This window comes from Streptomyces sp. NPDC058373 (assembly GCF_042723275.1).
In the GTDB taxonomy this organism is placed as follows: domain Bacteria; phylum Actinomycetota; class Actinomycetes; order Streptomycetales; family Streptomycetaceae; genus Streptomyces.
Map to the genome: position 1 here is coordinate 42,987 of NZ_JBHXJE010000002.1, position 18,577 is coordinate 61,563.

General features: G+C 74.8%; 21 protein-coding genes, 1 pseudogene and 1 riboswitch. Of the genes and pseudogenes, 9 read left to right on the forward strand and 13 right to left on the reverse strand.

Annotated elements, in window-relative coordinates:
• Nucleotides 1-6: 6 nt before the first annotated feature.
• From ACFWMZ_RS01570 to ACFWMZ_RS01580, 3 genes are all read right to left on the reverse strand, one after another.
• Complete coding sequence (locus ACFWMZ_RS01570) at nt 7-927, reverse strand: GlxA family transcriptional regulator (RefSeq protein WP_383199094.1); 921 nt, start codon at nt 925-927, stop codon at nt 7-9.
• Nucleotides 924-1,508, reverse strand: a complete 585-nt coding sequence (locus ACFWMZ_RS01575; RefSeq protein WP_383171028.1) for a cysteine hydrolase family protein — start codon at nt 1,506-1,508, stop codon at nt 924-926. Before ACFWMZ_RS01575 ends, ACFWMZ_RS01570 begins: the two co-directional genes overlap by 4 nt.
• Before the next feature lie 138 nt (nt 1,509-1,646).
• Nucleotides 1,647-1,877, reverse strand: a complete 231-nt coding sequence (locus tag ACFWMZ_RS01580; protein WP_383171026.1) for a DUF6480 family protein — start codon at nt 1,875-1,877, stop codon at nt 1,647-1,649.
• A gap of 228 nt (nt 1,878-2,105) precedes the next feature.
• On the opposite strand from ACFWMZ_RS01580, the gene ACFWMZ_RS01585 reads away from it, so the two are divergent.
• Both ACFWMZ_RS01585 and ACFWMZ_RS01590 read left to right on the forward strand, forming a co-directional pair.
• Complete coding sequence (locus ACFWMZ_RS01585; protein WP_383199096.1) at nt 2,106-3,074, forward strand: Rieske 2Fe-2S domain-containing protein; 969 nt, start codon at nt 2,106-2,108, stop codon at nt 3,072-3,074.
• 122 nt (nt 3,075-3,196) lie between these two features.
• Nucleotides 3,197-3,919 (forward strand): lysophospholipid acyltransferase family protein, encoded by a 723-nt coding sequence (locus ACFWMZ_RS01590; protein ID WP_383171020.1) that lies wholly within the window; start codon nt 3,197-3,199, stop codon nt 3,917-3,919.
• 20 nt (nt 3,920-3,939) lie between these two features.
• Here ACFWMZ_RS01590 and ACFWMZ_RS01595 read toward each other — a convergent pair whose 3' ends face one another.
• The 7 genes from ACFWMZ_RS01595 to ACFWMZ_RS01625 form a co-directional block, all read right to left on the reverse strand.
• The gene (locus ACFWMZ_RS01595) at nt 3,940-4,713 is read right to left on the reverse strand and encodes an urease accessory protein UreD (RefSeq protein WP_383171017.1); all 774 of its coding nucleotides are present in this window, start codon (nt 4,711-4,713) and stop codon (nt 3,940-3,942) included.
• Nucleotides 4,710-5,399: an urease accessory protein UreG gene (gene ureG / locus ACFWMZ_RS01600; protein ID WP_383171014.1), complete on the reverse strand. Its 690-nt coding sequence runs from the start codon at nt 5,397-5,399 to the stop codon at nt 4,710-4,712. The genes ACFWMZ_RS01595 and ureG overlap by 4 nt, the downstream gene beginning before the upstream one ends.
• A 42-nt stretch (nt 5,400-5,441) precedes the next feature.
• Nucleotides 5,442-6,116: an urease accessory protein UreF gene (locus ACFWMZ_RS01605; protein WP_383171011.1), complete on the reverse strand. Its 675-nt coding sequence runs from the start codon at nt 6,114-6,116 to the stop codon at nt 5,442-5,444.
• A 10-nt stretch (nt 6,117-6,126) separates the two neighbouring features.
• Entirely contained in the window at nt 6,127-7,848 is a 1,722-nt protein-coding gene (locus ACFWMZ_RS01610; protein WP_383171008.1) for an urease subunit alpha, read from the reverse strand.
• Nucleotides 7,841-8,179 (reverse strand): urease subunit beta, encoded by a 339-nt coding sequence (locus ACFWMZ_RS01615; protein WP_383171005.1) that lies wholly within the window; start codon nt 8,177-8,179, stop codon nt 7,841-7,843. Before ACFWMZ_RS01615 ends, ACFWMZ_RS01610 begins: the two co-directional genes overlap by 8 nt.
• 16 nt (nt 8,180-8,195) lie before the next feature.
• The gene (locus ACFWMZ_RS01620) at nt 8,196-8,498 is read right to left on the reverse strand and encodes an urease subunit gamma (protein ID WP_383171141.1); all 303 of its coding nucleotides are present in this window, start codon (nt 8,496-8,498) and stop codon (nt 8,196-8,198) included.
• A 378-nt stretch (nt 8,499-8,876) separates the two neighbouring features.
• Nucleotides 8,877-9,185 (reverse strand): type II toxin-antitoxin system Phd/YefM family antitoxin, encoded by a 309-nt coding sequence (locus tag ACFWMZ_RS01625; RefSeq protein WP_383171002.1) that lies wholly within the window; start codon nt 9,183-9,185, stop codon nt 8,877-8,879.
• 93 nt (nt 9,186-9,278) lie between these two features.
• On the opposite strand from ACFWMZ_RS01625, the gene ACFWMZ_RS01630 reads away from it, so the two are divergent.
• Both ACFWMZ_RS01630 and ACFWMZ_RS01635 read left to right on the forward strand, forming a co-directional pair.
• On the forward strand, nt 9,279-9,905 hold the full coding sequence (locus tag ACFWMZ_RS01630) for an ATP-dependent Clp protease proteolytic subunit (RefSeq protein ID WP_383170999.1): 627 nt from the start codon (nt 9,279-9,281) through the stop codon (nt 9,903-9,905).
• A 472-nt stretch (nt 9,906-10,377) separates the two neighbouring features.
• Nucleotides 10,378-10,546, forward strand: a riboswitch (cyclic di-AMP (ydaO/yuaA leader).
• Between the two features lie 3 nt (nt 10,547-10,549).
• Nucleotides 10,550-11,023, forward strand: a complete 474-nt coding sequence (locus ACFWMZ_RS01635) for a C40 family peptidase (protein ID WP_383170996.1) — start codon at nt 10,550-10,552, stop codon at nt 11,021-11,023.
• A gap of 44 nt (nt 11,024-11,067) precedes the next feature.
• Here ACFWMZ_RS01635 and ACFWMZ_RS01640 read toward each other — a convergent pair whose 3' ends face one another.
• Entirely contained in the window at nt 11,068-11,499 is a 432-nt protein-coding gene (locus tag ACFWMZ_RS01640) for an ATP-binding protein (RefSeq protein ID WP_383170993.1), read from the reverse strand.
• A gap of 250 nt (nt 11,500-11,749) precedes the next feature.
• Here ACFWMZ_RS01640 and ACFWMZ_RS01645 point away from each other — a divergent pair, with 250 nt between their 5' ends.
• Both ACFWMZ_RS01645 and ACFWMZ_RS01650 read left to right on the forward strand, forming a co-directional pair.
• Entirely contained in the window at nt 11,750-12,625 is an 876-nt protein-coding gene (locus ACFWMZ_RS01645; RefSeq protein ID WP_383199098.1) for a helix-turn-helix domain-containing protein, read from the forward strand.
• On the forward strand, nt 12,622-12,864 hold the full coding sequence (locus tag ACFWMZ_RS01650) for a DUF397 domain-containing protein (RefSeq protein WP_383170987.1): 243 nt from the start codon (nt 12,622-12,624) through the stop codon (nt 12,862-12,864). The genes ACFWMZ_RS01645 and ACFWMZ_RS01650 overlap by 4 nt, the downstream gene beginning before the upstream one ends.
• A gap of 34 nt (nt 12,865-12,898) precedes the next feature.
• Here ACFWMZ_RS01650 and ACFWMZ_RS01655 read toward each other — a convergent pair whose 3' ends face one another.
• A complete protein-coding gene (locus ACFWMZ_RS01655; RefSeq protein ID WP_383199099.1) occupies nt 12,899-14,065 on the reverse strand; it encodes an 8-amino-7-oxononanoate synthase in 1,167 nt (388 codons plus the stop codon).
• Nucleotides 14,066-14,299: 234 nt separating this feature from the next.
• Here ACFWMZ_RS01655 and bioB point away from each other — a divergent pair, with 234 nt between their 5' ends.
• The 3 genes from bioB (at nt 14,300) to bioD (ending at nt 17,663) form a co-directional block, all read left to right on the forward strand.
• Complete coding sequence (gene bioB / locus ACFWMZ_RS01660; protein WP_383170981.1) at nt 14,300-15,520, forward strand: biotin synthase BioB; 1,221 nt, start codon at nt 14,300-14,302, stop codon at nt 15,518-15,520.
• A complete protein-coding gene (locus ACFWMZ_RS01665; RefSeq protein ID WP_383199101.1) occupies nt 15,513-16,853 on the forward strand; it encodes an adenosylmethionine--8-amino-7-oxononanoate transaminase in 1,341 nt (446 codons plus the stop codon). The genes bioB and ACFWMZ_RS01665 overlap by 8 nt, the downstream gene beginning before the upstream one ends.
• Before the next feature lie 90 nt (nt 16,854-16,943).
• The gene (bioD, locus tag ACFWMZ_RS01670) at nt 16,944-17,663 is read left to right on the forward strand and encodes a dethiobiotin synthase (RefSeq protein WP_383199103.1); all 720 of its coding nucleotides are present in this window, start codon (nt 16,944-16,946) and stop codon (nt 17,661-17,663) included.
• A 134-nt stretch (nt 17,664-17,797) separates the two neighbouring features.
• Here bioD and ACFWMZ_RS01675 read toward each other — a convergent pair.
• Nucleotides 17,798-18,508: pseudogene (locus tag ACFWMZ_RS01675) on the reverse strand (ATP-binding cassette domain-containing protein); the annotation flags it as partial.
• Nucleotides 18,509-18,577 lie beyond the last annotated feature (69 nt).

An 18,577-nucleotide genomic window follows, 5' to 3' on the forward strand; every position in this document is an offset into this window, starting at 1 on the left:
GGCGGGTCAGGCCGGGGCCGCCGCCCGGTGCCGCAGGCGGCGCAGCATCCGCGCGTCGCTGAAGCCGACGGCGCGGGCGGCGCTCTCGGCAGGGGTGCCCTGGCCGATGAGGTGGCAGGCGTGTTCCAGGCGCACCTGCTGCTGGTAGCGGAGTGGGGTCAGTCCGCCGGTGGCCCGGGCGAAGAGCCGGGTCAGGGTGCGCGGGCTGACCAGGGCGGCGTCGGCGAGGACCGTGAGCGGCAGGGGGTCGGCGAACCGGGCGTCGATGAGGTCCTGGGTGCGGTGGACGGCGTCGTCCAGGTGGGCGCGGTGCCGGAGCATGACGCTGGCCTGGGGTTCGTGGCCGTTGCGGCGGGCGTGGACGACCATGCTGCGGGCGACCCGGGCGGCGAGCGCGGGGCCGTGGCGTTGGGCGAGCAGGTGCAGGGCGAGGTCGATGCCGCTGGCGATGCCCGCCGAGGTGACCACCCGGTCGTCGGTCGTGTACAGGACGTCGCGGACCACGGTGGCCCGGGGGTGGCGGGCGGCCAGCTCGTCCTGGAGTTCGTGGTGGGTGGTGCAGCGGCGCCCGTCGAGCAGCCCCGCCTCGCCCAACGCCCCGGCACCGGAGCAGACGCTGGCGACCGTGCCCCCGGCGGCGTGGTGGGCGCGCAGCCTCTCCCGCGTCCGGGGCCCGAACCAGGGGCCGCCGCCCAGCCGCGGCGAGCGGCGGCCGGGGACGAGCAGCAGGTCGCCCGGGCCCAGGTCGGGCCAGTCGGTGGCGGCCGACAGCGGCAGCCCCTGGGCGCTGACGACCTGCTCCCGCTCGGCGACGTAGCTGAGGTGGTACGGGTGGCCGAGATCGGTGGCGGTGCTGAACGCCTGGGCCGGGCCGGCCAGGTCGAGCAGGTGGACACCGGGCAGCAGCAGGAGGACGACGTGGGTCACCCGGCCGATACTGCCACCCCGGTGGCACCGCCGGTGCGCTCGGCCGCCCGTTCGGCCTCCAGTTCGGCGACGGTGGCGATCCTGGCGAACCGGTCGCGCAGTACGGCCTCGGTGCGCTCCACGATCTGGGCGGCACTCAGGCCGCCGACGCCGTCCGTGGTGGTGGCGTCGGTGACGAAGGTGACCGCGTAACCGAGGTCGCTGCCGACCCGGGCGGTGGTCTCGACGCACTGCTCGGTGCGGATTCCGCAGAGCGTCAGCGCGGTGACGCCGGCCTCGGTCAGCAGGCGCTGGAGCGGGGTGGTGGTGAAGCAGTTGTGGGAGGTCTTGGTGAGCAGGGGTTCGCCGGGCAGTGGTGCGTCGAGTTCCGCGAAGAGGCGGACGTGGCCGTGCTCGGGGTCGAAGACGTCGCCGGTGCCGGGTTCGGTGTGCAGGACGCGGACGACGAGGTCGCCCCGGTCGCGGGCGACGGCCACCAGGCGGTTGACGGAGCGGGCGATGCCGGGATCGGCGATCCGGGCCCACTCGGGCCGGGCGCGGAAGGATTCCTGGACATCGATGACGATCAGGGCGCGGTTCATGGGAACCAGAGTGGCCTGCGAGGACTGCCCGGCGGCAGGCATGATCGGGGCGGGCTCCGGAACGATCCGGTCAGGAACGACCCGGCCCCGGCCACGCTTGGCCGGGGTGGGGCGCGTCCGGCCGGGGCCGGTGCGTGCTCAGAGGATGAGGATCGCGTAGGCCAGGAAGAATCCGGCCACCAGCAGGGTGACGACGATGATCGCCGTGAGCGGTCCGGCCGCCCAGCCCTTGGTGGGGTTGTAGGTCTCCCGGGGACCGGTACCACCGACGCCGTCCTCGGCCGGGGGTGTCTCCTGGGGGTGCGGGCCGCCACCGCCCTTCATACCGGGGGTGACGCGCGACTTCCGAGTGATCGAGTGTGCGCTCATGGACTACTTGTACCCATTCGGCCCTGTTCTCATCGCGCCGCATCACAGAAATCCCACCGGCCCCGTTACTGCGTTCCCCGCACACCACCCACTTCGGGCCGTGGGGTGTGCCCGGGTCCGGGGTGCGCGCCCCCGGGTGCCGTCCCAGGATGGGCGCGACGGCCAGGGTCCGGTCCGGCACCCGCCGGAGCCGCCCAGCGCCGCGAGCCGACCGTGAGGGAGCTTCACATGATCACCGCGGAGACGACGACGGCACAGGTCCGCTCGGCGCTGCGCCGCGCCCTGCCGAAGAACGAACGCCCCGGCCTGGTGCTGCGCGCCATGGACCGGCTGGAGCGTGCCTCGGTCCTGGACGCCGTCGCCGAACCCCTGCGGCGCGGGGTGCGCTCGCTGCCGCTCTCCCGCGCCGCCCGCGACGCCCTGCACGGCAAGTGGCTCGGTCACCCCGTCCACCCGGTCATGGTGCAGGTCCCGATCGGCGCCTGGCTCTCCTCGGCAGTCCTGGACCTGGTGCCGGGGGCGAAGGTGCCCTCGCGCGTCCTGATCGCCGTCGGGCTCGCCGGGGCGGGACCGGCCGCGATCACCGGCTGGACCGACTGGGCGGACCTGCACAAGGAGCAGGTCCGGGTCGGCCTCGTCCACGCGGTCCTGAACTCGGCTGGGATCTTCTGCTACGCCGGGTCGCTCGGGGCGCGGCTCGTCGGCCGGGAGGCGACCGGGCGGATGCTGGCGCTGGCCGGGCTCACCGCGGTCGGGGCGGGCGGGGCGATCGGCGGGCACCTGGCGTACCGCCAGGCGTCCGGCGCCAACCACACCGAGAGCCTGCCGCACCTGGTCCCGCCGGGGTGGCACGCGCTGGGCGCGCTCGCCACCGTCCCGCTGGGACGACCGGTGCGGCGGATGATCGAGGACGTCGCCGTCCTGGTGGTCCGGGACGCCGACGACACGCTCTCCGTCATCGCCGACCACTGCAGCCACCTCGGAGGCCCGCTCTCCGAGGGGACGATCCGCGAGGGCTGCGTCACCTGTCCCTGGCACGGCAGCGTCTTTCGCCTCTCGGACGGCTGGAACGTCGAGGGCCCCGCCACCTCCCCGCAGCCCGCCTTCGACGTGCGGATCACCGACGGCGAGGTCGAGGTGCGGCTGCGCCGCGGTACGCCCCGCCGCAGCCGGCTGGCGCTGGCCCGCCACCGCTGAATCCTCATCCGCCCCTCCCCCGCCGGCGGCTCCCCGGCCTAGACTTCGCTTCTTCGAGACGCGGTGCGACCATCCGACGCCCGCCGTCCAGAGCCGATCCGACGGTGTGGGAGCGTACGTCCGTGTTCTACCAGCTACTCAAATACGTCCTGTTGGGGCCGCTGCTGCGGCTGATGTTCCGGCCCCGCATCGAGGGACTGGAGCACGTCCCCGAGGAGGGCGCGGCGATCGTCGCGGGCAACCACCTCTCCTTCGCCGACCACTTCCTGATGCCGGCGATCCTGCGACGCCGCATCACCTTCCTCGCCAAGGCGGAGTACTTCACCGGCCCCGGCGTCCGCGGCCGGCTGACCGCCGCGTTCTTCCACAGCGCCGGGCAGATCCCCGTCGACCGCTCCGGCCGCGAGGCGGGCCAGGCCGCGGTCCGGGAAGGGCTCGGCGTCCTGGACCGGGGCGAACTCCTCGGCATCTACCCGGAGGGCACCCGCTCGCACGACGGGCGGCTCTACAAGGGGAAGGTCGGGGTGGCCGCGATGGCGCTGAAGGCCGGGGTGCCGGTGATCCCGTGCGCGATGATCGGCACCTTCGAGGCACAGCCGCCCGGGCAGAAGTTCCCGAGCCCGCGCCGCATCCGCATCCGCTTCGGCGAGCCGCTGGACTTCTCGCGGCACGCGGGGCTCGCCGACGAGAAGGCCGTGCTGCGGGCCGTCACCGACGAGATCATGACGGCGGTCCTCGCCCTCTCCGGCCAGGAGTACGTGGACCGCTACGCGGCCGAGGTCAAGGCCGAGGAGGACCGGCGCCGCAAGGAGATCAGGCGGGCCGGGACCCGGCACGAGAGCTGACCCGGACGGCCCGCGGGCCGTCAGCCGCCCAGCGCCGCCCCGGTCTCGTCCAGCAGTCTGCGGAGCAGGCGGGCGTCGGGGGCCAGCGCGGTGACCAGTACGGCGGGCCCGGCCAGCGGGGTCAGCGCCGCGGAACCCGCGTCCGGGGAGCCGAAGAGCGCCGCCTCGGGGGGTTTCTCCGCGAAGGCCGGGTCGACCACCACGAGTTGGCCGAGGGCGCGCCGCCCGCCGAGGACGGCGGGCCCGTCCCAGCCGCCGGGGGCGCCGGGACCGCAGGCGAGTTCCTGGTCGAGCAGGGTCCGCCCGTCGTGGCGGACGGTCAGGCGGCTGGTCAGGGCGCCCGCGGATTCGCCGGTCCGCCCGAGGATCTGCTCCTCGCGCAGGACGAGCCGCCCGTCGCCGTGGACCTCGGCGCCCGTGGTGACCCGCAGGTCGCTCCCGGCCGCCGAGATGAGCTGCTCCGGTGCCCAGACCAGCCGGGCTCCCGGGGCGACGGAGAGCCGCACGCCGTACTCGGCGGGGCCGCCGCGCTGCCCGGGCAGGGCGAGGGTGGCGGCGGCGGAGCCGATCCGCAGCCGGGCTCCGGGCTCGGCGGTGGCGGTGACGGTCAGCCGGTCGCCGCCGAGCGGCCCGCTCATCGCGCCCACCAGCAGCACGCCCGCCTCGTCGGGGGCGCCGCGCACCCGGCGCAGCGCGAGCGGCCCGTCCCCCGCCAGCACGGGCAGGGCGGTGCCGCCGCGTCCGTCGGACCGGGCCCGGACACGGGCGTCGGCGGTGACCCCGGCGCCGCTCACGCCGTGGCCCGCCAGGCGGTGAGCCGGTCGCGGACCCAGGCGGCGACGGGGGCGACGCCGTCGCCGGTGCGCAGCGACTGCATCACGACGGGGAGTTCGCCGCGCTGCTCCTTGGCGTCGGCGGCCATCCGGGCGAGGTCGGAGCCGACGTGCGGGGCCAGGTCGGTCTTGTTGACGACCAGGAGGTCGGCGGTGGTGACGCCGGGGCCGCCCTTGCGCGGGATGTCGTCGCCCCCCGCCACGTCGATGACGAAGATCTGGGCGTCGGCGAGCCCCTTGGAGAAGGTGGCGGTGAGGTTGTCACCGCCGGACTCGACGAGGACGAGGTCGAGCGGGCCGACGGACTCCTCCAGGTCCTCGACGGCCTCCAGGTTGGCGGAGATGTCGTCGCGGATCGCGGTGTGCGGGCAGGCCCCGGTCTCCACGGCGCTGATCCGCTCGGGGGGCAGGACGGCCTCGCGGAGCAGGAACTCGGCGTCCTCGCGGGTGTAGATGTCGTTGGTGACGACGGCCAGCGCGTACGTGTCACGCAGGGCGCGGCAGAGCGCGGCGACGGTCGCGGTCTTGCCGGAGCCGACCGGTCCGCCGAGGCCGACGCGCAGGGCACGCCGGGTGCCGTCGGGGCGGTGCGGGTCGGCGCTGTGGGTGTGGTGGGGCTGGAAGGGCGTGTCGTGGTCGAGGTGCATGGGGTTCTCCGTTTCGGGTGCGGCTGGGCGCGGCGGCGCGGGTCAGGAGGCGAAGAGGCGTACGGGGCGGGCCGCGTGGGCCTCGGCGCCGATCTCCAGCAGCGGCGCCGAGGCGGCGGGCAGGGCGTCGGTGCCTTCGGTGGCGCAGCGGCGGGCCGCCTCGGTGGCGCGGGCGGCGGCCTCGTCCAGCTCGGGGGCGAGACGGGCGAGGACGGCGGTGGCGTCGAAGGGGTCGAGGGAGAGCAGCCGGACGGTGGCGGTGGCGGGGCCGCTGACGCTCTCGTAGGCGGCGGCGTGGGCGGCGTCGAGCGGGGTGAGCCCGGCCGCGCGGGCGGCGAGGCCGAGGACGACGGGCTGGTGGGCGCCGCGCGGCCGGGCGGCGGCCAGCGCGTCGAGCGCCGGGTCGGGCCAGGTCGCCCGGGCCGCGCGGATCAACTGGCGGCCCAGGCGGCGGGCGGCGTTCCGCAGGGCCGGGGACGGCGTGCGGGCGTCGGCCGCCGCGTCCAGGGCGAGCGGGTCGGTGCCGTCGGCAGCGGCGGCGGCCAGGGCGGCGGCGACCAGGCCGGTGGTGTGCAGGCGGCCACGGCAGAACGCGGCGAGTCCCGCCGCGTCCCTGATCCGCCCGTCGGCGACGGCCTGCTCGGCGCCGCCGGAGTGCGCGTGGCCGCCCGCGGGGAAGCGGCCGTCGGCGAGGACCAGCAGGGCCGCGCGGCTCATCCGTTCCTCCTCAGAACAGGAAGTACCGCTGGGCCAGCGGCAGTTCGGTGGCGGGGGCGGGTTCGACCAGTTCCCCGTCGATGGTGACGGCGAAGGAGTCGGCGGCCACCTCGACCCGGGGGGTGGCGTCGTTCTCGCGCATGTCCGCCTTGGTGAGCCCGCGGGTGGAGCGGATCGCGGCGAACCGGCGGCCCAGGCCGAGCCGTTCGGGCAGGCCGTCGGCGAGGGCGGTGGCGGTGGTGAAGTTCAGCGAGTTGGCGGTGGGCGCCTTGCCGAGCGCGCCGTACATGGGCCTGGGCAGTACGGGCTGCGGGGTGGGGATCGAGGCGTTGGAGTCGCCCATCTGGGCCCAGGCGATCTGGCCGCCCTTGACGACGAGGCGAGGCTTGACGCCGAAGAAGGCGGGGTCCCAGAGGACGAGGTCGGCGAGTTTGCCGGGCTCGACGGAGCCGACCTCGTGGTCGATGCCCTGGGCGACGGCCGCGTTGACGGTGTATTTGGCGACATAGCGACGGGCGCGGTGGTTGTCGGCGGCCCCGTCGCCGGGCAGGGCGCCCCGGCGGCCCTTCATCACGTGCGCGGTCTGCCAGGTACGCAGGATCACCTCGCCGGCCCGGCCCATGGCCTGGGAGTCTGAGGACATGATCGAGATGGCGCCCAGGTCGTGCAGGACGTCCTCGGCGGCGATGGTGCTGGGCCGGATGCGGGACTCGGCGAAGGCGAGGTCCTCGGGGACGGCCGGGTTGAGGTGGTGGCAGACCATCAGCATGTCGAGGTGCTCCTCGACGGTGTTGACGGTGTGCGGCCGGGTCGGGTTGGTGGAGCTCGGCAGGATGTGGGGCAGCGAGACGGCGGTGATCATGTCGGGGGCGTGGCCGCCGCCCGCGCCCTCGACGTGGAAGGCGTGGATGGTGCGCCCGTCGATGGCGGCGAAGGTGTCGGCGACGAACCCGGCCTCGTTGAGGGTGTCGGTGTGGATGGCGAGCTGGGCGCCGGACTCCTCGCAGACGTCGAGGCAGGCGCTGATCGCGGCGGGGGTGGCCCCCCAGTCCTCGTGGATCTTGAAGCCGACGACCCCGGCCCTGACCTGGTCGCGCATGGAGGCGGCGGAGACGGTGTTGCCCTTGCCGAGGAAGCCGATGTTGACGGGGCTGTGCTCCATCGCCTCGAACATGCGGGCCAGGTGCCAGGCGCCCGGAGTGATGGTGGTGGCCTTGGTGCCCTCGGCGGGGCCGGTGCCGCCGCCGATGAGGGTGGTGATGCCGCAGGAGAGCGCCTCGTCGGTGATGCCGGGGCTGATGAAGTGGATGTGGGTGTCGATGCCGCCCGCGGTGAGGATCTTGCCGTTGCCCGCGATGATCTCGGTCTCGGGGCCGATGACCAACTCGGGGTGGACGCCGTCCATGGTGTCCGGGTTCCCAGCCTTGCCCAGCGCGGTGATCCGCCCGTCGCGGATGCCGACGTCGGCCTTGACGATCCCCCAGTGGTCGAGGACGACGACGCCGGTGATGACGGTGTCGGGGGCGCCCTCGGCGCGGGTGGTGCGGGACTGGCCCATCGACTCGCGAATGACCTTGCCGCCGCCGAAGACCGCCTCGTCGCCGGAGTGTCCGGGGCCGCCGCTGCGGTCCTCCTCGATCTCGACGAGGAGGGAGGTGTCGGCGAGGCGGATCCGGTCGCCGGTGGTGGGGCCGAACAGGTCGGCGTAGGCGGCGCGGGACAGCTCAGTCACGGGTGGCTCCGTTCTCGTCGGCCGCGTCGAGGCGGCCCGCGACGGCCCCGCGCAGTCCGGGGACGACGCGGGCCCCGGCCAGCGGCACGAGCCGTACGTCGACGGGGATGCCCGGCTCGAAGCGGACGGCGGTGCCCGCGGCGATCTCCAGGCGCTGCCCGTGGGCGGCGGCCCGGTCGAAGTCGAGCCCGGGGTTGGCCTCGGCGAAGTGGTAGTGGGAGCCGACCTGGACGGGCCGGTCGGCGGTGTTGAGCACGGTCAACTCGGTGACGGGGCGCCCTTCGTTGACGAGGACGGGCTCGTCGGCGTACAAGATCTCTCCGGGGATCACGGCGGCTCCTGGCCTCTCAGACGACGGGGTCGTGGACGGTGACGAGCTTGGTCCCGTCGGGGAAGGTCGCCTCGACCTGGACGTCGTGGATCATCTCGGGCACGCCCTCCATGACGTCGTCCCGGGTGAGGACCTTGCGGCCGGAGGCCATCAGGTCGGCGACGCTCCGGCCGTCCCTGGCACCTTCGAGGAGGTGCGCGGTGATCAGGGCGATCGCCTCGGGGTGGTTGAGCTTGAGGCCGCGGGCCCGGCGCTTCTCGGCCACGTCGGCGGCCACGTGGATGAGCAGGCGCTCCTGCTCGTGCGGGGTCAGTTGCAACGCGTGCACACCTCACAGGTCTCGGCCCGGTGCCGGCCCTGCCAGGGGCCGTCGCGGAGCGCGCGGCGGCCGGGGCGGGGAGCTGGGGAGGGGACCGGCCCGTCGGCCGCGCCTGGCCGTTCCCCGCGCAAGCACAGTAATGACGAGGCGTTTCGGCGGCGTTAAGCATCGTTAATTCGCGGGTCAAGGACCGGGAGGTCACGCCCGGACGGAGTAAGCGGGGACGCGGTGGCGGCGCAGCACCGGGGTCGGGCGGGGCGCGCGGCGGCCGGGCGGGCGCGAGGCGGGGCGCCGGAGCTGTATACGGGGAGCGGGGGCCGGCGCTCCAGGGGTGGGCTCTGTACGGGTCCGGGTCCCTGTCGTCGACGAACTCTTGGGTCAGCGAACCCTGGGGTCCCCGTGCTCGGCCGTGAGGCCGAACCGCCGGGGCTCGTTCCACGAGGCGTCGGTGCCGCCGTCCCCGAGGCGGGAGACGGTGCTGATGATCTCCTCCTCGGCACCGGCGGCCTCCGCCTCGGCCGCGGCCTCACCGGCGGCGTCCAGGCGCTCCAGGTCGGCGGCGGAGACCAGCGCCACCAGCGGCTTGCCGTGCCGGGTGACGACGACGCGCTCGCCGCCGTAGACGACACGGTTGATCAGCTCCGCCAGCTCCGCCCGGGCCTGCGTCACCGGAATCTCGTAAGCCATGCCGCCCATCTTAACGCCACGTACGTCCTGTACATTTTTGACGGATGGTGTGGTGGTGTTCACCGCGCCGCCGCCCGAGACATGGGGTCCTTCATGCAGCGCGCCACCGCCCGCCACATCCTTCCCGAGTTCACCGAGCGCACCTCGCAGGGGAGCAGAACGCAGGATCCGTACAGCAAGCTCTTCTCCGAGCGGATCGTCTTCCTCGGCACCCCGGTGGACGACGCGGCCGTCAGCGACGTGATGGCCCAGTTCCTCTACCTCGAACACGCCGACCCCGACCGGGACATCCAGCTCTACATCAACTCCCCCGGCGGCTCCTTCAGCGCCATGACGGCGCTCTACGACACGCTCCAGTACGTCCACTGCGACGTGGCGACCACCTGCCTGGGCCAGGCCTCGTCGGCGGCGGCCGTGCTGCTGGCCGCAGGGGCGCCGGGCAAGCGGCTCATGCTGCCGGGCGCCCGGGCCGTCATCCGCCAGCCTTCGCTCACCGACCCGGTGGAGGGGCAGGTCAGTGACCTGGCCATCGAGGCGGAGGAGCTGCTGCGGATGCGGGCCCTGCTGGAGGAGCTGCTCGCCCGCCACACCGGGCGCAGCCGCGAACAGATCTCCCGGGACATCGAGCGGGACCTGCCGCTCGACGCCCAGCAGGCGGTGGAGTACGGCCTCGCCGACCACCTCATCGGCAGCCGCAAGGAGAGCGCCGGCGGAAGCTGACGGGCGGCCGCCCGGGAAGCGGACCCGCACACCCGGGCCGGAGCACTTCCCGGAGAACGGCGGACGGGCCGTCATGGTTCCCCCGCCGCAGAACAGTGACGGCCGCTCATCCTGGCGTCGGAGCGCGTTCCGCGCCGCGAGCCGGTCGCGCCACGCCCGAAACCGACCAGACGGGCTACCCCTGGACGGCGTATCCCTGGGCCCTTCCTGCGACCCCTCCAAGTTGCGCGGAGGGTCCGCCTTCGTTTCCGTATCCGGCGCTCCGTCGCTGGTCCGGCCCTCCGACCGGCACGGGACACGCCCGGGACGGCCGCCGTGTCCACTCGAACAGGGCATGGGCGACCGAACTCACAAACCGCCTGGTCCTCCCCGAAATCACCGTCGTCGTACGTGAAGATCCGTCAGGACGACAAGCCCCCGCCGCAGCGGCGGGGCGGTCCGGGCGGACGCCGAGTCCTGCCGCCGTCCGGACGACAGGTCGACACCGAGTGGATCGGCAGGAGTGGAGGACCCAGGCACGACGGGCCCGGGAGACCGACCGGTCTTCCACGGCCCTTGGGGTGAAGCCGCCGCGGCGGCCGGGCGACTTCGCAGGTCCGAACCCGACAGGTCATCCTTCACAGGCGGCTGACGAAGGGTTGCGCATGACTGAGCGGAATCGAGTCCCCTCCTTGCTCTCCCGGGCCGGCGCCGTGTCGGCCCTCTCCCTGGCCGCGATGAGCACCTCCCTGGTCGCCCCGGGCGCGGCGCCCGACGCGGCGGCGGCCACCCACGCCGCCAAGGCGCTCCAGATCGCCTCCTCGAAGAAGGGTTCGCCCTACCAGTACGGGGCTACGGGCCCACACCGCTTCGACTGCTCGGGCCTGACGCTCTACGCGTACAAGAAGGCCGGGAAGAAGCTGCCACGGACGGCGGCGCAGCAGCACAACCACACCAAGCGGATCGCCGCCTCCAGTCGGCGCAAGGGCGATCTGGTCTTCTTCCACTCCGGCGGCAGCGTCTACCACGTGGGCCTTTACGCCGGAGCCGGCAAGATCTGGCACTCCCCCAAAAGCGGCGCCGTGGTGCGGCTGGAGAAGATCTGGACCGGCAGCGTGCGGTACGGGCGCGTGGGGTGACGCCGGGGGCGGCCGGCCCGTACGCCTGCGGCGGTGCGTACGGGTCAGCCGCCGACGGTGGCGGGCCAGGGCAGGTCGACGCGGACGGTCTTGCCGCCCTCCGGGGTCGGGACGACCGAGAGCCGGCCGCCCTGCTCGGCGGTGAGCCAGCGGACGATGGCCATGCCCCGGCCGTTGTCCTCCTGGACCGCCGCCGGGAGCCGTCTCGGCCAGCGCGGGTGGCTGTCGGTGACGCCGAGCCGCAGCCGCTCGTCCTGGTCGAGCGCCATGCCGACGGTGAAGGTGGGCGAATGGCCCTGGGTGTGCTGGACCGCGTTGGTGACCAGCTCCGAGATGATCAGGCGGACGGTGTCCGCGGCCTCGGAGTCCGCCGGGAGGCCCCACTCGGTGAGGACGGTCAGGACATGGGTGCGGGCGGCGGAGACCGATGCCGGATCGCTCGGGAGAGTGACGGTTGCTTCGTGGTGGTCTGCCATGGCTGCGTCGCCCTTTCCTCGGAGCCGGTCGCGGACCCGTGGACGGTTGAACTCGGGGTGTGACGGGACCGGTTGCCTCCACGTCAGACTGCCACTGTGTCGTCCGTCACGTGGGCCGATCCCCCAAGATATGCATATATCTGTCGCTCGATGCGGTGAACTCTGCGACGGGCGACCATATCCGGCCCGTCCTTCGGGTGTGCCATGGCGGCGTCGCCCGCACCGAACCGGCCACCGGAAGGAGACGCGCATGCGGAACGGACCCGCCGTGCGCCGACGCAAACTCGGAGCCGAGCTGAAGGCCCTGCGCGGCCGGGCCGGCCTCACCAGCGGCCAGGCGGCCGGACTGCTGGGCTGGCACCAGTCGAAGGTGAGCCGGATCGAGACCGCCCGCAGCGGGGTGAAGCCCGCCGACGTGCGCCGCCTGCTCGACGCGTACGACGTACGGGACCCGCGGCTGCGCGAGCTGCTGGTGGCGCTGGCCGGCACCGAGCAGGACGGGGAGCACCGGCACTGGTGGCACCGCTACCGGGGCGTGCTGCCGCCGGAGTACCGGGACTTCATCAGCCTGGAGTCGCAGGCCGCGCGGATGCGGACGCTGGAGACCTCGGTGGTGCCGGGGCTGCTCCAGACCCCGCAGTACGCGCGGGCGGTGACCCGGGCCTCGCTGGCGGGGGTGCCGCAGGCGCAGGTCGACGCGCTGGTGGAGGTGCGGCTGGCCCGGCAGGATGTGCTGCGCGCCGATCCGCCGCTGCGGCTGAGCGCGGTGATCGACGAGTCGGTGCTGCACCGCCGGATCGGCGGTCCCGAGGTGATGCGCGGTCAGCTCGCGGCACTGCGGGAGGCGGCCGCGCTCCCCCACGTCGTGATCCAGGTACTGCCGTTCGCCTCGGGAGAGCACATCGGCCTCACCGGCCCTTTCGTTATCTTCTCTTTTCCGAACATGAACGATCTGGATTTGGTCGTTCTTGACCACCTCACGAGTAGCCTCTATCTCGAACGGAAAGAAGACCTCTCGGCATACGCCGACGCCTTCGCCTCCCTTCAGGCGCGGGCACTGTCAGCAGAGGACTCGCTGCCTCTCCTCGGCGAGAGGCGCGACGACGCCCGTAAGGAGGCGCCGTGACCGCACAGCCTCGGTACGTCCCGGTCAGCAGCTCACTGCAGGGCGCCCGGTGGCGGCGCAGCAGCCGCAGCACCGGGATGAACAACTGCGTGGAGACCGCCGAGCTCACCTCGGGTCCCCACGCGGGTCTGCTCGCCGTGCGGGACTCCAAGAACGATTCCGGCCCCGCGCTGCTCTTCTCCCCCGCCGCATGGCGGGGCTTCGTCACCACCGGGACCGCCACCGGCCCGGCGGCCTGACACCCGGCTCCGGCGGCCCCGCCCTCCCCCGCGCTCAGCGGGCGGCCGGCGGGGCCGTCCGCGTGAGGACGGTCAGGGCGCGGTCCAGGTCGGCGGGGGCGAGGTCGGCGCGGGCGGTCAGCCGCAGCCGGGAGACCCCGTCGGGTACGGACGGGGGCCGGAAGCAGCCGACCGCCACGCCCTGCTCCCGGCAGCGCGCGGCCCAGTCGGCCGCCTCCTGGGCCGAGGGCGCGCGCACCGAGACCACCGCGGCGTCGGGCCGGGCCGCCTGGAGCCCGGCACCGGTGATCCCCTCGTACAGGGCGCAGGCGGTGCGGCGTACCCGGGCGGCGCGGTCCGGTTCGGCGCGCAGCAGGCGCAGGGCGGCGAGTGCGGCGCCGGCGGCGGCCGGGGCGAGGCCGGTGTCGAAGATGAAGGTGCGGGCGGTGTTGACGAGGTGGTCGACCACCTCGGCGGGGCCCAGGACCGCGCCTCCCTGGCTGCCCAGCGCCTTGGAGAGGGTCAGCGTGACGACGGTGTCGGGCGCCCCGGCCAGACCGGCGGCGTCGGCGCTGCCCCGGCCGCCCTCGCCGAGGACCCCGAGGCCGTGGGCGTCGTCGACGAGGATGCCCGCGCCGTGCTCCCGGCAGGCGGCGGCCAGCGCCGGGAGCGGGGCGGCGTCGCCGTCGACGGAGAAGACCGCGTCGAAGACGCCGAGGGCCGGGCCCCGGTGTCCGGCGAGAGCCTTGCGGACGGCGTCGGGGTCCGAGTGGGCGACCACCTCGGTGGTGCCCCGGGCCAGTCGGCAGCCGTCGATGAGCGAGGCGTGGTTGGAGGTGTCGGAGACCAGCAGGGTCCCGGCGGGGGCCAGCGCGGTCACCGCGGCGAGGTTGGCCGCGTAGCCGCAGGAGAGGACGAGGGCGGCCTCGGCGCCGCAGAACGCGGCGAGTTCCCGCTCCAGTTCGGCGTGGAGCGCGGTGCTGCCGCTGACCAGCCGTGAGCCGGTGGCGCCCGCGCCCCACCGGCGGGCCGCCCCGGCGGCGGCCGCGGTGACCTCCGGGTGGCGGGCGAGGCCGAGGTAGTCGTTGCCCGCGAGGTCGAGCAGGCCGGACGCGGCGGGCCTCGGGCGCAGGGCGCGGGCCAGCCCTGCCTCCGCGCGCCGGGCGGCCGCGGCGGCGGTCCAGGCGAAGGGGCCACGGGGGTCGGGGGTGGGGTGGGGCATGGGCCGTCCTCAGCGTCGCCTGGCGGGGCGGCCGGGCGTGCGGGCGCCGGGCGTCTCCGGCGGGGAGGGCCGAGCCGCCGGACGGGCGCATGCCGGGCCGCCGTTTGTGAGCAGTGCACAGACACTAGCTCGTCGGAAGCGGGGGCAGGGTGTGGTAATACCCACAGCACTTTCAGGGGGACTTGTAGGAAGTCTCCTTGGCCCGGGGCGGTCGGGTGCGTCAGGATCAGCCGCATGGATCTCCTGAAGACGCTGGTGGACAAGGGGCTTCGGCGCGAGCTGCCGACCCGTGACGAGGCCCTCGCCGTGTTGGCCACCTCCGACGACGACCTGCTGGACGTGGTGGCCGCGGCGGGCCGGGTGCGCCGCGAGTGGTTCGGCCGCCGGGTGAAGCTGAACTACCTGGTCAACCTGAAGTCCGGGCTCTGCCCCGAGGACTGCTCGTACTGCTCGCAGCGGCTCGGCTCGCAGGCGGGCATCCTCAAGTACACCTGGCTCGGCGCCGATGAGGCCTCCCGGGCGGCGGCGGCCGGTCTGGCGGGCGGCGCCAAGCGGGTCTGCCTGGTGGCGAGCGGACGCGGCCCGACCGACCGGGACGTGGACCGGGTCTCGAAGACCATCGAGGCGATCAAGTCGGCCCACGAGGAGGTCGAGGTCTGCGCCTGCCTCGGGCTGCTGTCGGAGGGTCAGGCGGAGCGGCTGCGCGCGGCGGGCGCCGACGCGTACAACCACAACCTCAACACCTCCGAGGCGACCTACGGGGAGATCACCACCACCCACACCTACGCGGACCGGGTGGAGACCGTCCAGCGGGCGCAGGGCGCGGGGCTTTCGGCCTGTTCGGGGCTGATCGCGGGGATGGGCGAGCGCGACGAGGACCTGGTCGACGTGGTCTTCTCGCTGCGGGAGCTGGACCCGGACTCGGTGCCGGTGAACTTCCTGATCCCCTTCGAGGGGACGCCGCTGGCCCGCGAGTGGAACCTCACCCCGCAGCGGGCGCTGCGCATCCTCGCCATGGTGCGGTTCGTCTGCCCGGACGTGGAGGTGCGGCTCGCGGGAGGTCGCGAGGTGCACCTGCGGACCCTCCAGCCGCTCGCCCTGCACCTGGTCAACTCCATCTTCCTCGGCGACTACCTGACCAGTGAGGGGCAGGCGGGCCAGGCGGATCTGGAGATGATCGCCGACGCCGGGTTCGAGGTGGAGGGCGCGGGCACCACGACGCTTCCCGCCCACCGCGCCGACATCGCGGGCGGCTGCGGCGGTCACGGTGCCGGTCGGGACGCGGGGCAGGCGGCGCACGCCTGCGGCACCGGGGAGAACGGTGGCTGCGGTCCCTGCGGTGGTCCCGCCGACGCGCCCGAGGTGCCCGCCTCGCGCGAGGCGGGGGAGGCCAGGACCGACCTGGTGGCGGTCCGGCGCCGGGGCGCGGGGACGGACGTCGCTCCCAATGCCTGAGCCGTCGCAAGCGGTCCTGCCGTCCGCCGGGTCCTTTCCTGCGGACGCCGCGGGGCTCCTGGAGCTGGACCGGCGGCACGTGTGGCATCCGTACGGCCCGATGCCCGGAACCGGCGACCCGCTGGTGGTGGAGTCGGCGTCGGGGGTGCGGCTGCGGCTGGCCGAGCCCGTCGAGGGCGTGACGGAGCTGGTGGACGGCATGTCGTCCTGGTGGGCGGCGGTGCACGGCTACCGCCACCCGGTGCTGGACGAGGCGGTCCGCGACCAGCTGGGGCGGATGAGCCACGTCATGTTCGGCGGGCTCACCCACGAGCCGGCGGTCCGGCTGGCCACCCGGCTGGTGGAGGTGGCGCCCGAGGGTCTTGAGCACGTCTTCCTCGCCGACTCGGGGTCGGTGTCGGTCGAGGTGGCCGTCAAGATGTGCCTCCAGTACTGGCGTTCGCTGGGGCGGCCGGAGAAGCACCGGCTGATGACCTGGCGCGGCGGCTACCACGGGGACACCTGGCAGCCGATGTCGGTGTGCGACCCGGAGGGCGGCATGCACGACCTGTGGTCCGGGGTGCTGCCCCGCCAGGTCTTCACCGACGCGCCCCCGGACGGCTTCGACGCCCCGCTCTCCGAGGCGTACACGGCGCATCTGTGGGAGACGGTGGAGCGGCACGCGGACCAGCTGGCGGCGGTGGTCGTGGAGCCGGTGGTGCAGGGGGCCGGGGGCATGCGGTTCCACTCACCCGCGCTGCTGCGGGTGCTGCGGGAGGCGTGCGACGCCCACGAGGTGCTGCTGGTCTTCGACGAGATCGCCACCGGCTTCGGCCGCACCGGCGCCCTCTTCGCGGCCGGGCACGCCGGGGTCTCCCCCGACGTGATGTGCGTGGGCAAGGCCCTGACGGGGGGTTACCTCACTCTGGCGGCGACGCTCTGCACGGGCCGGGTCGCGGCCGGGATCGCCCGGGGCGAGGTGCCGGTGCTCGCGCACGGCCCGACCTTCATGGGCAACCCGCTGGCCTGCGCCGTGGCCAACGCCTCCCTCGACCTGCTCACCGGCCAGGACTGGCGCGGCGAGGTGGCGCGGGTCTCGGCGGGGCTGCGCGCGGGGCTGGCCCCGGCGGCGGCCCTGCCGGGGGTGGCGGACGTACGGGTGCTGGGGGCGATCGGCGTGGTCCAGCTCGACCACGCGGTGGACGTGGCGGCGGCGAGCCGCGCGGCGGTGCGCGAGGGCGTGTGGCTGCGGCCGTTCCGCGACCTTGTGTACACGATGCCGCCGTACGTGACCGGGGACGCGGACGTGGCCCGGATCGGCCGGGCGGTCTGCTCGGCGGCCGGGGCGGGGTGAGCGCGCCAGGGTCCGGCGAGGGTGTGAGGTGTACGCGATGAGGACGAGGTCGGGCGGAGGCGGCGCGCGGTGCCGCCGGGGAGCGGAGCGATGACGGTACAGGTGGTCACGGGGACCGGCACGGAGATCGGCAAGACGGTGGTCACGGCGGCGCTGGCCGCGGCGGCACTGGCGGCCGGGCGGACCGTGGCCGTCCTGAAACCGGCCCAGACGGGTCTGCTTCCCGGCGAGCCGGGCGACGTCGAGGAGGTGGCCCGCCTCGCCGGCCAGGTCACCGCGGCCGAACTGGCCCGTTTCCCCGACCCGTTGGCCCCCGCGACGGCTGCCCGCCGTGCCGGGGCGGTGCCGGTGGGCCCCGAGGAGGTCGCGGAGGCGGCCGCGAAGCTGGCGACCGGGCACGACCTGGTGCTGGTCGAGGGGGCGGGCGGCCTGCTGGTCCGCTTCGACGGGCAGGGCAACACCCTCGCGGAGGCGGCGCGGCTGCTGGCGGCGCCCGTGCTCGTCGTGGTCCCGGCGGCGCTCGGCACGCTCAACTCGACGGCCCTGACCGCCGAGGCCGCCCGCGCGCGGGGCCTGGAGGTGACCGGCACGGTCATCGGCGGCTGGCCGGAGCACCCGGGGCTCGCCGAGCGCTGCAACACCGGGGACCTGACGGAGGCGGCGGGGGCGCCGCTGCTGGGGGCGGTCCCGTGGGGGGCCGGGGGTCTCGACCCGGCTGCGTTCCGGCAGGCGGCACCGGGGTGGCTGGCGCCGGAGCTGCACGGGCGGTGGGACGCGGCGGGGTTCCGGGGGACCTGGGCCGACCGGTGAACGCCCGCGCCCAGGAAGGGCTTTCGCGTCGGCCACCGGGGTGGCCGACGGCCGGCTCTCGTCGGGGCCGCCGCCCGGGTGGACGCGCCGCCCTCCGTCCTTCCCCCGCCGCGGTCTGCACCGACCTGATCGACCGCCGGGTCGAGGTCGATCAGGTCGGTGCAGACCGCGTCGAGGAACGCCCGGTCGTGGCTGGCGGTGACCACGGTCCCGGGCAGGCTCCGCAGCCGCTCCTCCAGGAAGGCGGCCGCCTCGTCGTCCAGGTGGTTGGTGGGTTCGTCCAGCAGCAGGGCGGAGGGGCGCCGCACCAGCAGGACGGCGAGGGCGAGCCGCCCCCGCTGCCCGCCGGAGAGCGAGGCGAGCGGCCGCCCGTGGTCGAGCGTGCCGAGGCCGAGCCCGGCGAGGACGACGGCGGCGCGGCGGTCGGCCTCCCAGACCTCCTGCTCCTGGGCGCTCTCCAGCTGCCGCCCGTAGGCGGCGAGGAGACCGGCGTACCCGGGCGCGTCCTCCGCTGTCGCCGCCAGCAGGCCGGTGAGGCGGTCGAGTTCGGCGAGGAGCGCGCGGGCCTCGCCCAGCGCGTCGTCCACCACGTCGGCGAGGGTCGACGCCGGGTCGTACGGCATCTCCTGGTGGAGGAAGCCGAGGTCGGCGGGGCGGACGACGCGGCCGGAATCGGGACGGTCGGTCCCGGCGAGCAGGCGCAGCAGCGTCGACTTGCCGGCACCGTTCTCGCCGATGAGGCCGATGCGGCGGCCGGGGGCGGCGGTGAGGGAGACGCCGTGAAGGACCCGGCGGCCGGCGAGGACGCGGACGAGGTCGTGGGCGAGGAGTGCGGGTTCGGGCATGGGTTTTCCCTGCGTGAGCGGTTCTCGGCCCGCCGGGCGGCTGCCTCGGGCGCGGGCCAGGACGGCACG

Bases quoted from the DNA above. Each gene is read 5' to 3' on its own strand.
- ACFWMZ_RS01575 (WP_383171028.1), bottom strand. From the start codon at position 1,508: ATGAACCGCGCCCTGATCGTCATCGATGTCCAGGAATCCTTCCGCGCC.
- ACFWMZ_RS01580 (WP_383171026.1), bottom strand. From the start codon at position 1,877: ATGAGCGCACACTCGATCACTCGGAAGTCGCGCGTCACCCCCGGTATG.
- ACFWMZ_RS01585 (WP_383199096.1), top strand. From the start codon at position 2,106: ATGATCACCGCGGAGACGACGACGGCACAGGTCCGCTCGGCGCTGCGC.
- ureG (WP_383171014.1), bottom strand. From the start codon at position 5,399: ATGCACCTCGACCACGACACGCCCTTCCAGCCCCACCACACCCACAGC.
- ACFWMZ_RS01605 (WP_383171011.1), bottom strand. From the start codon at position 6,116: ATGAGCCGCGCGGCCCTGCTGGTCCTCGCCGACGGCCGCTTCCCCGCG.
- ACFWMZ_RS01625 (WP_383171002.1), bottom strand. From the start codon at position 9,185: ATGGCTTACGAGATTCCGGTGACGCAGGCCCGGGCGGAGCTGGCGGAG.
- ACFWMZ_RS01630 (WP_383170999.1), top strand. From the start codon at position 9,279: ATGCAGCGCGCCACCGCCCGCCACATCCTTCCCGAGTTCACCGAGCGC.
- ACFWMZ_RS01635 (WP_383170996.1), top strand. From the start codon at position 10,550: ATGACTGAGCGGAATCGAGTCCCCTCCTTGCTCTCCCGGGCCGGCGCC.
- ACFWMZ_RS01640 (WP_383170993.1), bottom strand. From the start codon at position 11,499: ATGGCAGACCACCACGAAGCAACCGTCACTCTCCCGAGCGATCCGGCA.
- ACFWMZ_RS01645 (WP_383199098.1), top strand. From the start codon at position 11,750: ATGCGGAACGGACCCGCCGTGCGCCGACGCAAACTCGGAGCCGAGCTG.
- ACFWMZ_RS01655 (WP_383199099.1), bottom strand. From the start codon at position 14,065: ATGCCCCACCCCACCCCCGACCCCCGTGGCCCCTTCGCCTGGACCGCC.
- bioB (WP_383170981.1), top strand. From the start codon at position 14,300: ATGGATCTCCTGAAGACGCTGGTGGACAAGGGGCTTCGGCGCGAGCTG.
- ACFWMZ_RS01665 (WP_383199101.1), top strand. From the start codon at position 15,513: ATGCCTGAGCCGTCGCAAGCGGTCCTGCCGTCCGCCGGGTCCTTTCCT.
- bioD (WP_383199103.1), top strand. From the start codon at position 16,944: ATGACGGTACAGGTGGTCACGGGGACCGGCACGGAGATCGGCAAGACG.